Genomic DNA, 12,268 nt, shown 5'->3' with positions numbered 1-12,268 from the left:
AAGTTTTAAACAATATATTTTTTCCTAATCCCAACTTTTGAACAAGATTCAAGAAAACAAGAAAAGTCATAAAAACAAAAAACCCGAAACTTTCGTTTCGGGTTTTAAATACTGGCGGAGAAAGAGGGATTCGAACCCCCGGACCTGTTACAGTCAACAGTTTTCAAGACTGCCGCATTCGACCGCTCTGCCATTTCTCCAGTATGTCGCTTTCATTTCCTGATTGCGAGTGCAAATATAAGACGCTTTTTCGGTTCTCAAAACTTTTTTAGAGCTTTTTTGACGATTATTTTAAATTAATTTTCAACTACCTAATTATCAGTATTTCTCTTTTAAAATAATTTTGCGCTAATTTGCAAATTAGTCCATAATCGGGATTGGTTTTTTATTTTCATCAACCGCAACAAACGAAAAAGTACCTGAAACTACCGTCTCGCGAAGTTCAGAGTACATTTGTTCCATGAAAATATCTACATGAATTTTACAACTTGTTCTCCCAACACTATCAACTTTTGCAACTAATTCAATTAATGTTCCAGCCGGAATTGCTTTTTTAAAGTCAATTTGTCCAGTTGAAATCGTTACCACTTTCTTTCGGCTGAATCTGGTAGCACAAATAAAAGCAACTTCATCCATAAGATGAAGAGCAGTTCCCCCAAATAAAGTATCATAATGATTCGTTGTACTCGGAAAAACAGCTTTAAATATACGTGTCTCAGATTTTACAATTCTTTCTTCAAATGTGTCCATATACTTTAATAGCTTACGTATTCTGTTATTTCAAGTCCGTAACCTATCATACCAACACGTTTAGTTTGTTCTGTATTTGATACTAATCTAATTTTAGAGATATCAATATCATGTAGGATCTGTGCTCCTATCCCATAATCTTTACTATCTATGATTACTTTTGGTGCTTTCATTACTCCTTGAGATTGTAATGTCTTAAGCTCAGCAATACGGTTTAATAAATTTACAGCTTGCATATCCTGATTAATAAACAATACTGCACCTTTACCGTTCTCATTAATAACCTTAAACATATCATCCAATTGTTGTTCTGGATTATTAGTTAAAGTACCTAATAAATCATTATTTACCTGAGATGAATTAATTCTGGTAAGGATAGATTCACCCAAACTCCAAGTTCCTTTTGTTAAAGCAATATGAATTTGTTTATTTGTTGTTTGCTCATAAGCTCTTAAACGGAAAGTTCCGAAACGAGTCTCTATATCAAAATCTTCTTTTTTTACAATCAAACTATCGTGTTGCATTCTATATGCTACCAAATCTTCGATAGAAACCAATTTTAAATTGAATTTTTTAGCAACTTCTACAAGTTGAGGTAAACGAGACATAGTTCCGTCTTCATTTAAAATTTCACAAATTACACCCGCTGGTTTAAATCCTGCTAGTCTTGCAAAATCGATAGCTGCTTCAGTATGTCCTGTTCTTCTTAATACACCACCTTGTTTAGCTACCAAAGGAAAAATATGTCCTGGTCTTGCTAATTCATATGGTTTTGTATTAGGATCTGTTAATGCAAATACAGTCAGAGATCTATCGGCAGCAGAAATTCCTGTAGTAACTCCATTTCCTTTTAAATCAACCGAAACTGTAAAAGCAGTTTCCATATGATCTGTATTATTGGTAACCATTGGTTTTAAATCCAACTCTTTGCAACGACTTTCTGTTAATGGCGCGCAAATTAATCCACGTCCGTGTGTTGCCATGAAATTAATCATTTCTGGTGTTACCTTTTCGGCTGCAGCAAGAAAATCACCTTCATTTTCGCGATCTTCATCATCTACTACAATGATTACTTCACCTTGACGAATAGCTTCAATAGCTTCTTCAATGGTGTTGAGTTGTATTTTATTTGTTGACATAATTAGGTTTTGTTTTGAGAAGGAATAAACTTCTCAGAGAGTTTTTTAAATAACTTGTTCAATGGAGCCAAAATAGTATCCATATTAATTAAACCAATATCGTTTGTAGCACGATAAGTTAACAAAACGGCTAATGGTGTAAGTATAAAAGTAGACATCCAAGCTCCCATAAAAGGAGTTAATCCGTCTTCTTGTGAAATTCTTTTTCCAAAAGTATTGATAAAGTGAAAAGTAATAAATATCAAAACTGCAAAAACTATTGGTAACCCAAGTCCTCCTTTTCGGATAATTGCCCCGAGTGGTGCACCAATAAAAAACATTAAAAAACAAGCAAAAGCAATCACGAATTTCTCGTAAAGCGCCGTAAGATGACGGTTAATATTTCGTTGTTTCTCTTTTAATTCATTTTTTGTAGCGTCAATAGAATACATTGCGCTTGTAAGATTGCTACTTGCCACTTTAAGTATTTCCGCCTTTTTATCATTGGCATAAAGTGATAAAATATCGTTTGGCAAAGGTTTTTTCTTTTTATCTAATTTAGCAGTTGGTATACCTTTGGCAATACCCACTTTTTGATTGATGTTTTCTGAAAAAGAAAGTATTTCAGTATCTAAATTTTTACTTAATGAATCCAGCGTATAACGCAATTCACTAGCATTTAGCATTCCGTTTGTATTACCTATTTCCTGACTATCATCTACTTTATTTAATTCGGACAAATCGATGTTGATGATTTGCTTTTTAAATTTCCCTTTTATAAAAGGCATTTTACTTCTGTCTTCGTATTTCTTAGGCGTTACATCTTGGTAATAGTAACCATCATTAAGAACTAACTGAAGAATACTAGATTTATCATTACTTATTAATTCGCCAGTTTTAGATTTAATAACGGTTTTATTTTCACCACTATTATTTGCTTTTTCATGAATGGTTACTCCTGTAAGCTTATTTCCGTTTTCGCCTGATTTTTTATTTACCTTAATATTATAAAAACCAACATCGCTAAATTGTCCTTCGGCTATAGCCATTGCGGGCTTAGCTTGCGCGATGCTTTTTCTAAAATTAATAAATTTATATTCAGCGTAAGGAATTACATTGTTTGCAAAAAAGAAGGCAACAATACTTAAAAAACAGATAAACACTATTAAACCTCTCATAGCTCGCTGTAGCGAAATACCCGAAGCTTTCATTGCTGCAAACTCATAGTTTTCAGCCAGATTTCCGAATGTCATAATCGAAGCCAGTAAAACCGATAACGGCAATACCAACGGGATAATTCGAGGCATCGAAAACAATAAGAATTTAACAACTAAAATTAAATCCAAATCTTTACCCGCCAACTCGGCTATAAATAGCCAAACGGTTTGAAGAATGAATATAAAGAATAGAATTACAAATACAGTAGTAAATGTAAGAAGGAAAGTTTTTAGTAAGTATTTGTCTAGTATTTTCAACCCGTAATTAGTCTAGTTTATTGATGTAGTAATTTGGATATTTACTTTGCGCAAAGGTAAACTGATTTTTTGATAATGGCTGATTGGTTTTAAAAGAATTAACGGTTAAAGTAGTTTTTGTTCCGTTTTTACCCATTTCGATTAAATTATAAATATGCTTTGTTTGCACATCAATCCCCAAAAGAATCTCTTTACGCTGGTCTTTAGCGCTTGTTGGATTTAATTTTATGTATTGAATTTTTCTTCCTTTTACGTTCTGAACAATATCCATTGCATACTTATAACCAGAATTAAAAAAAGTCAACATTTTTGAAGGTGTAATTGCATTATCATCTTTTTCGTTAACTTTAGAAATCGTAATTTCCTCGTCTTCAGGAACAATTGTGTATGTTTTTTGTCCGTCGAATATTTTGGTAACACCCATAAAATTCAATACAAACTGATTTCCTTTTATAGTTACATTTCCTTTGCTATCCTGATTAATGTTTTCTTTGGCATTATTCAGAGTATATTTAAAATCGATTACGATATTATCGTAGCTTTTTACTTTTGCAGTTACCTGATCCAATAATTCTTTGGCTTTTTTATCTTGGGCCTGAACAGAAAAAGTGACAAGGAATAAAAAAACAATTTGAAAAACCTTTTTCGTAAGGCCGTTTACATTATTTTTTTTGAAGTTTTGAATCGTTGATTTCATGATTTAATTGTTTTGTTCATTGTTAAAAAATTGATCAAGAGAACTTAAATCTAAAATATTTACACTTCTGGCTTTACTACCTTCAAATGGGCCTACAATTCCTGCAGCTTCTAATTGATCTATCAATCGACCTGCACGGTTATAACCCAGCTTTAATTTTCTTTGTAATAATGAGGCCGAACCTTGTTGGGCATTCACAATTATCTCGGCAGCCTCTCTAAATAAAGTATCTCTTTCGGAAATATCCATATCAAGATTAATGCCAGTTTCTTCTCCTACAAACTCTGGGAGCAAATAAGCAGTAGAATATGCTTTTTGTGAACCAATAAAATCAGTGATTTTTTCAACCTCTGGTGTATCGATAAAGGCGCATTGTACACGAACAACATCGTTTCCGTTGGTATATAATAAATCTCCACGTCCTATTAACTGATCTGCTCCTTGCGTATCTAAAATAGTTCGCGAGTCGATCTTTGAGGTAACTCTAAAGGCTATTCTCGCTGGGAAATTGGCTTTTATCAAACCTGTAATTACGTTAACCGATGGTCTTTGTGTCGCGATTATTAAGTGTATACCAATAGCACGAGCCAATTGCGCTAAACGAGCAATAGGAACCTCAACTTCTTTTCCTGCTGTCATAATTAAATCGGCAAACTCATCGACTACCAAAATAATATAAGGTAAGAATCTATGTCCTGCTTCTGGATTTAATTTTCTAGCTTTAAATTTATCATTGTATTCTTTGATATTTCTAACCATTGCATCTTTTAATAAAGAATAACGGTTATCCATTTCAACACAAAGTGAATTTAATGTATTTACAACTTTTGCATTATCGGTAATAATTGCATCTTCGGTATCTGGAAGTTTAGCCAGATAATGTCTTTCGATTTTATTAAATAATGTTAACTCCACTTTTTTAGGATCCACCAAAACAAATTTTACTTCGGCTGGGTGTTTCTTATATAATAATGAAGTAAGAACTGCATTTAATCCAACCGATTTTCCTTGTCCTGTAGCTCCTGCCATCAATAAGTGAGGCATCTTGGCTAAATCGACAACAAATGTTTCGTTAGAAATTGTTTTACCCAAAGCAATTGGCAATTCCATTTCAGCTTCTTGAAATTTAGCCGAACCAATAACGCTTTTCATCGAAACCATCGTTGGATTCTTATTAGGAACTTCTATACCAATTGTTCCTTTTCCTGGAATTGGCGCAATAATACGAATTCCTAATGCCGATAATGACAATGCAATATCGTCTTCCAGACTTTTAATTTTCGAAATTCTGATTCCAGCTTCTGGTACAATCTCATACAATGTTACCGATGGACCAACTGTGGCTTTAATCTGTGCAATTTCGATTTTATAGTTTCGAAGTGTATCTACAATTCTATTTTTATTTTCTTCTAATTCTTCCTGATTGATTGTAATTCCTCCGGTAGAATATTCTTTTAATAAATCAATTGTAGGGAATTTATAATTAGATAAATCCAAAGTAGGATCAAACAAACCAAAATCGGCAACTAAACGTGATGCCAAATTTTCTTCGATTATATCTTCTTCCGGAGCTTGTTCTATTACAAAAGACTCATCGTGCGAAGCAACAACTTCAGGTGCTTTAGACGCAACATCCATTTTGATTGGCTTTATAACCGGATCCAAATTAATCTCTGATGAGTGAGCAATCGTTGGCTTTAAAGCTTCTTTATTAATTTCGAATTGAGAATCTGGAGTTTTTAAATGGATATTATCTAATTCTTCATTTTCATCAATCGCAAATTCTTCTAAATTATAAGCACCTTTATCTGTATTTAATGAAGATGATGAATTTAAACCTGATCGAAGTTCTTTTTTGGTATTATCAAAAAAGGCTTGAATCTTATCTGGTGATATTTTTATTTTGAAGATTAAATAAATAATCAATCCAAAAAGCAAACTTAACAAAGTTCCTGTTTTACCTATATAATCTTGTAAAAACAAATTAAGCTCATACCCTATCGTTCCGCCTAGTTCTGGTGCCGAAGTTGCAAAAAAACCAAACAATACTGATATTATAATAATGACAAATAAATCCCAAAACCAGATGTTTTTAAGTTTTCTTAGCGAAAGCTCCAAAATCAGAAACATTCCTGTTAAGAAAAATAAACGAACAAATATAAAAGAGGCTAATCCGAATCCTTGGTAAACCAATAAATCGGCTAAATAAGCCCCGAATTTTCCGAGCCAGTTTTGCACAGGTTCGCTTCGATCAGTAAGTGCTGTTAATGCGCTCTGATCTGATTGTCCGTAGATATAAAAGGAAATAAAAGCAACTAATAATGCAACGGAAAATAATACCAAAAGGCATCCCAAGACAATTTTTTGTTGCTTGGTCATTTTCTTAGACGTAACTGTCTCAGATTTGGATTTATTTTTATTGTCTACAGTTTCTTTTTTTGTTGTTTTTGCCATTCTTATTTTGGGTGCTAACCGCTTAAATATTTTGTATATATGGTATATATATTGTTAATCCGATTGCTATTGCTGTCATTGCTGCAAAAAACACTGCGCCTGCAGCAATATCTTTAATAAAACCTATTCTTTCGTGATAATTAGGATGAATAAAATCGGCTACTTTTTCTACAGCCGTATTCAATCCTTCCACGCTTAATACTAAACCGATGGCTAATATTTGAAAAAGCCATTCGGTATTTGTAATATGAAAATAAAATCCAGCAATTGTCATTATGATTCCTAATGAAAATTGCACCATTACGCTATGCTCTGTGCTTATAAGCTTTGCAGCTCCTTTATAAGCATAGGTAACGCTTTTTAATCTTCCTTTAAAAAAAGAATTATCTTTTTTAAATTCCATTCTTTGGATTTTATAATGCAGCTAATGCAGCTTCGTAATTAGGCTCATTTGCAATTTCTGCAACTTGTTCTGTATGTGTAACTTTTCCGTTTTCATCAACAACAATAATCGCTCTTGAGTGTAAACCTGTTAATGGTCCGTCAACGATTTCTAATCCGTTTGCTTTACCAAAAGCTCCTTCTTGAAAATCTGACAAATTAACTACATTCTCTAATCCTTCTGCACCACAAAAACGTTTTTGAGCAAATGGTAAATCTCTAGAAATACATAAAACTGTAGTGTTCTCAAGATTACTTGCATTCTCATTAAACTTTCTAACTGAAGTTGCACAAGTTCCTGTATCGATACTTGGAAAAATATTTAAAACTAATTTTTTACCAGCAAAATTGCTCAATGAAGCAACCGAAAGGTCATTTTGTACTAATTTAAAATCAGCTAGTTGTGAACCTACTTTTGGTAATTCTCCTGATGTATGAATTGGATTTCCTCCTAATGTTATTGATGCCATGTTGTTTGTTTTTTTATGAGGTTCAAAAGTAAGGATTAAAATTTGAATCTAAAAGAATTTGTTATCGGTTTAGGGATTGTTTCCTAGTGTACGTTTGTCGTTGTATACATAACCTTTGTCAAAGTTTTTTCACTTTGACAAAGGCTGAATCAAAACTTTGCGTGATTTTGATTGTGTTGACGCACTGCAGTGTGCCTCTACCTGTGCGCGGGGAAAACTTTGTGTCATTTTGATTGTGGTAGACGCACTGTGGTGCGCCTCTACCTGTGCGCGGGAATCCTTTGTCAAAGTTTTTTTTACTTTGACAAAGGTTACGATGAAACTTTGCGTCATTTTGATTGTGGTAGACGCACTGCGGTGCGCCTCTACCTGTGCGCGGGGAAAACTTTGTGTCATTTTGATTGTGGTAGACGTACTGCGGTGCGCCTCTACAGTTACGATATCATTACTAATTTTATTTAATAGTATATACTCTATTCTAGATATAGCTTATACTCTATTTCTATTCTCTTTCTTCTATTCTCTTTCTTCTATTCTCTTTCTTCTATTCTCTTTCTTCTATTCTCTTTTCTCCGCGAGAGGGATGGTCGCTGGCTACCGAAGTAGCGCAAACAGCCCGACACCATTAAGGAAAGGGGCGTATGTAGATTTGCTTGGTTTGCCCCTTTTTTTAATGGTGGCTCGCCCAAAGCTTGATTATAGGCAATAAAAAAACGCACCCCGTTAAGAATGCGTTTTTAATAATAATTATTTTTTTTAACCTTTTAAGCCTAATAATTATTTATCGATTGATCCTAAAACACGTTTCATAAACGTATTTAATGCTTCTTTTTTATCAGTTCCCTGAACTACCATTTTATGCACTTCTAATGCTCCGTACATATTAGAAATCAATTCGCCGATTACATCTAATTCTTCATCTTTTAATGATGGAATTTCGGTCATTGCCTCCAAAACTTCAATAGTTTCGATGATATAATCCTGATCGTTTTCTTCTATAAACTGCGTTAATTGTTTTATTACTGGTAATTTCATTTTTTTATTGTTTAAAGTTTAAGGTTTTAAAAAGTTTAAGGTTCAAAGTTTGCGAGTAAAAATTGCTCGATGAAGTTTAACTGTTAAGTTCGTCAACTTTAAACATTAAACTAAAAAAACTTTAAATAATCTCGTTTACTAACTCGATTAATACTTCTTGTTTGTTGGTTTGTGTTTCGTTTACCAATTTACCATTTACAAATGTTGCAAATGTTGGTAAGTTACTCACATTAGCTAATTTTCTTGATTCTGGTGAATTTTCGGCATCTACCAATACAAAAGTTAAGCCTTCGTTTTCTGTAGCTAATTTTTTGAATTTTGGTTTCATTATGCGGCAATTTCCACACCAAGAAGCCGAATATTGCACGACAACTTTCTCATTTTTAGCAACTAAATCTGCTAAAGTATCTTCATTTAATTCGATTAACATTTCTTTTGTTTTTTAAAGGTTCAAAGTCGCAAAGGTTCTAAGACACTAAGTTTTAGACCTTAGAACCTTGTGACTTTTTATTTTGAGATTGTAATTTATTAAGATTCTATTGTGTTCGAGTTTAAATCTTAGAGACTTTGCAACTCTGAACATAGAACCTTAAAAAAAATTAGTTTGCGCTTAAATACTCAGCTGTACTTAATCTATCTGCGCTCATTGCTTCTTTACCAGCTTCCCAGTTTGCAGGACAAACTTCTCCTTTTTCCTGGATATGTGTGTAAGCATCTACCATACGTAAGTACTCGTTTACGTTACGACCTAATGGCATATCGTTAACACTTTCGTGGAAAATTTTTCCTGTTTCATCAATTAGGTAAGTAGCTCTGTAAGTTACGTTTGAACCTTCGATGATAACTGAATCTGTTTCTTCGCTGTATTCTGTAGAATCAATATCTAAAATTCCTAAAATGTTAGATAAGTTACGGTTTGTATCAGCTAAGATTGGGTAAGTTACCCCTTCAATTCCACCATTATTTTTTGGAGTGTTTAACCAAGCAAAGTGCACTTCGTTTGTATCACATGAAGCTCCGATTACGATTGTATTTCTTTTTTCAAATTCTGGTAATGCAGCTTGAAAAGCGTGTAATTCTGTTGGACATACAAAAGTAAAATCTTTTGGGTACCAAAACAAAAGTACTTTTTTGTTCTTGTTTACTGCTTCTTCAAAAATATTGATTTTTAAATTATCTCCCATTTCTGAGATGGCATCAATTGCAATACTTGGGAATTTTTTTCCTACTAAAGACATATCTTTCGTTTTTAAGTTAATTATTTATTTGATGCAAAAGTAATGCATAAACCCATCCGGAAGCAATAGGATGTGATTATAAAAATTTATCCATTAATAAACTTTAGCTATGATAGAAAAAAGTGTTTTTATAATTTATTGAAGCTCAATATTTACCGGTAATTTCCCTATACAATTAGAATTTTCTAAAAGTTGAATTCCTGCATTTTTTTGAAACGTAATAAAATCCTGATATACTTCGATAAGTCCTAAAGCTTGTTTTGCATTAGGAATTATTGGTAAAACATACGGGTTCCCGAAAACGTAAAGTATACATTTTTTGGTTTTCAATAATTTCCCTAAAAGTTCTAAAACCGATTCTTCGATATCGAAATTATTAAGTGGTTTTGCTTTTGGTACAAATAACGAAATGATAATTGTATCGAATGGTTCTAAATCCTGTTCTACTGAAGAAATTGTAGTATTACCTACTTCGATTGCAAATTCTGGGCTCGCTAATTGTGTATTTAATGTTTTAAAGAAATCATTGTCTACGCTTTTGTATAAGCTTAATTTGGCAAGTGTATTATTTGCATGTGCTTTAAAAACAGTTTCGGTATTAGAATTATCTATAATTTTTGTGATACTGTTTTGTGCTATTTTTTCGTTTAATAAAGCTGTTTTTTCAAAATCCAGAATTCCTGAACCTGCTTCTGCCTCATTAAGGATTCCTGCTTTTTCTTTGCATTTCCAGATTCTGTTAAAACTTTCTTCGATACGTTCTGGCGAAGCATTTTCTAGAATTGCCTGAATTCCTTCGGGTACATTTTCGGCAAAACACAACACATCGTTTCCTGCATTAAATGCCTCCCACTCTAGTTGTCCTTTTACATCATATAATTTTGATACGCTGTGCATATTTAATGCATCCGAAATCACTAATCCGTCATAACCTAATTGTTCTCGTAATAAGGTTTCGATAATAGGTTTTGATAATGTTGCTGAGGTATCTTTTCCTGAATTTAAAGCTGGAACTGCAAGATGTCCTATCATAATAGAATCGACATTATGCTCGATTCCTTTTATAAATGGATATAATTCGTTTTCTAGTAATTCTTCTAATGTTTCTTTTAGAACTGGTAATCCCAAATGTGAATCTACATTGGTGTTTCCGTGTCCGGGGAAATGTTTTAAACAACCTAAAACTCCAACATCTGACATTCCTCTTAGATATTCTAAAGCAAAATGGGAAACTTTTTCTTTGTTCTCTCCAAATGAACGATACCCTATAACTGGATTATCTGGATTATTATTTATATCGGCCAATGGTGATAAATTATACTGAATCCCTACCGATTTAAGGTCTTGCCCTATTTGTTTTCCTACTTCGTAAACCAAATCTGATTTGCTCTCTGGCAAAGCTCCAAGGGTAATTGCATAAGGATATTGTGGTGTTTTCTCTACTCGCATTGCTAATCCCCACTCGGCATCGATACTTATTAAAAGTGGTGTTGGAGCACATTTCTGGAAACGCTCTATTCTCTCTTTTAACTGTTTGTAACTATCATCGTTAAAAACGATTTTTTTATTGCCTTCGTAGTTTGTTGCAGCACTAGCTCGACTATGAAAAAAAGTCAATCCGCCGATATTATATTCTCGTATTAATCGTTCAGTTTCCTGAATATTTTCTTCGGTATCATTTATAAAAACTGCAGGAAAGAAAAACTGTCCTACTTTTTGTTGCAATGTTTGTGGTATTTTGCTCATTAGTTAATTGTTTTTTTCATGCATACACTATTATCCATAACATCATATGGAGGATAATTTGGTATTATTGAATATTCTGCTTTTTTGTATAGCGATATCGCTTCTGGTTGGTTTATGCCAGTTTCTAATATGGTTTGTTTGTATTCTATTTCTGAAGCCCAAAGTTCTAATTCGGCTAGAATTCTATATGCGATTCCTTTTTTGCGATAATCAGGATGCACAAACATTCTCTTAATCTCGACAGTTTGATCGTCATATCTCCTAAAAGCGCCACAACCTGCAGCTACTCCATCTTCATAGTACACAACTACATGTTTTATTTTATCGGTTTTATTAAACTGATTATAAAAATCGTGATCATCTCCATCTCTAATTTTTAAATCCTGATCTAGTAAATAAACCAGATTTGTAAAATCGATATTGTCTGATGTTGTTCTTTTTAATGTAATCATGATGATAAAAAACTATAAAATTCCTGTTTTATTTAAGCTTCTTTTTCTTCTGTTTTGCAAGTAGTGCTTTGGTTTGCAATGCTTTTTCTAGTCTGTTTTTAAACCTAAAAAGTTTTGGCATTCCTTCAATTCTATCTTCGAGCGTAATTTCTTCGTAAATTAGAATGGCTTTTTCTAACACTCGAATTTCATTATCTACATCATTCTGGTTTTTATAAATAGTTGCCAATCTATCATAAGAGTGATTTCCTCTAAAACCTTCATTACTATTTTCTTCGTATAACGCAATTGCTTTTTCAATCTCTCCTGCTTTTTCAAATTCAATTGCTTTCAGGTTACGTTCAACCTGTATGTTTTCATTGATTTCCATGGGCGTTATATTCTAATTAAAT

General features: G+C 32.9%; 13 protein-coding genes and 1 tRNA gene. All 14 read right to left on the bottom strand.

Annotated features, from left to right (window positions below; all coding sequences use genetic code 11):
- Positions 1–112: 112 nt before the first annotated feature.
- Positions 113–200 (bottom strand) — tRNA-Ser (locus OA93_RS13485).
- A 160-nt stretch (positions 201–360) separates the two neighbouring features.
- Positions 361–750 carry an acyl-CoA thioesterase gene (locus OA93_RS13480; protein ID WP_039113884.1) on the bottom strand — a complete coding sequence of 130 codons (390 nt, stop codon included), beginning with the start codon at positions 748–750 and terminating at the stop codon, positions 361–363.
- Between the two features lie 5 nt (positions 751–755).
- On the bottom strand, positions 756–1,889 hold the full coding sequence (gene ribB / locus OA93_RS13475) for a 3,4-dihydroxy-2-butanone-4-phosphate synthase (protein ID WP_035624622.1): 1,134 nt from the start codon (positions 1,887–1,889) through the stop codon (positions 756–758).
- 2 nt (positions 1,890–1,891) lie between these two features.
- Positions 1,892–3,343, bottom strand: coding sequence for an LptF/LptG family permease (locus OA93_RS13470; RefSeq protein ID WP_039113883.1), 1,452 nt, complete (start codon positions 3,341–3,343; stop codon positions 1,892–1,894).
- A gap of 7 nt (positions 3,344–3,350) precedes the next feature.
- Positions 3,351–4,040, bottom strand: a complete 690-nt coding sequence (locus tag OA93_RS13465) for an outer membrane lipoprotein carrier protein LolA (RefSeq protein ID WP_039113882.1) — start codon at positions 4,038–4,040, stop codon at positions 3,351–3,353.
- A gap of 3 nt (positions 4,041–4,043) precedes the next feature.
- Positions 4,044–6,494 (bottom strand): DNA translocase FtsK, encoded by a 2,451-nt coding sequence (locus OA93_RS13460; RefSeq protein WP_039113881.1) that lies wholly within the window; start codon positions 6,492–6,494, stop codon positions 4,044–4,046.
- A 22-nt stretch (positions 6,495–6,516) separates the two neighbouring features.
- Positions 6,517–6,897, bottom strand: coding sequence for a diacylglycerol kinase family protein (locus OA93_RS13455; RefSeq protein ID WP_039113880.1), 381 nt, complete (start codon positions 6,895–6,897; stop codon positions 6,517–6,519).
- Positions 6,898–6,907: 10 nt separating this feature from the next.
- Positions 6,908–7,405, bottom strand: a complete 498-nt coding sequence (gene tpx, locus OA93_RS13450; protein ID WP_039113879.1) for a thiol peroxidase — start codon at positions 7,403–7,405, stop codon at positions 6,908–6,910.
- A 777-nt stretch (positions 7,406–8,182) separates the two neighbouring features.
- Entirely contained in the window at positions 8,183–8,440 is a 258-nt protein-coding gene (locus tag OA93_RS13445; protein ID WP_035621165.1) for a hypothetical protein, read from the bottom strand.
- 121 nt (positions 8,441–8,561) lie between these two features.
- Positions 8,562–8,870, bottom strand: a complete 309-nt coding sequence (locus OA93_RS13440; RefSeq protein WP_039113878.1) for a thioredoxin family protein — start codon at positions 8,868–8,870, stop codon at positions 8,562–8,564.
- A gap of 169 nt (positions 8,871–9,039) precedes the next feature.
- Positions 9,040–9,678: a peroxiredoxin gene (locus OA93_RS13435; RefSeq protein ID WP_039113877.1), complete on the bottom strand. Its 639-nt coding sequence runs from the start codon at positions 9,676–9,678 to the stop codon at positions 9,040–9,042.
- Positions 9,679–9,813: 135 nt separating this feature from the next.
- Complete coding sequence (locus OA93_RS13430) at positions 9,814–11,424, bottom strand: glycoside hydrolase family 3 N-terminal domain-containing protein (protein WP_039113876.1); 1,611 nt, start codon at positions 11,422–11,424, stop codon at positions 9,814–9,816.
- Complete coding sequence (locus tag OA93_RS13425) at positions 11,424–11,876, bottom strand: GNAT family N-acetyltransferase (protein ID WP_039113875.1); 453 nt, start codon at positions 11,874–11,876, stop codon at positions 11,424–11,426. Before OA93_RS13425 ends, OA93_RS13430 begins: the two co-directional genes overlap by 1 nt.
- A gap of 28 nt (positions 11,877–11,904) precedes the next feature.
- On the bottom strand, positions 11,905–12,246 hold the full coding sequence (locus tag OA93_RS13420) for a hypothetical protein (protein WP_039113874.1): 342 nt from the start codon (positions 12,244–12,246) through the stop codon (positions 11,905–11,907).
- Positions 12,247–12,268 lie beyond the last annotated feature (22 nt).

Origin of the sequence: Flavobacterium sp. KMS, assembly GCF_000813005.1 — a bacterium.
In the GTDB taxonomy this organism is placed as follows: Bacteria; Bacteroidota; Bacteroidia; order Flavobacteriales; family Flavobacteriaceae; genus Flavobacterium.
This window is presented reverse-complemented; position numbering and strand designations above follow the sequence as displayed.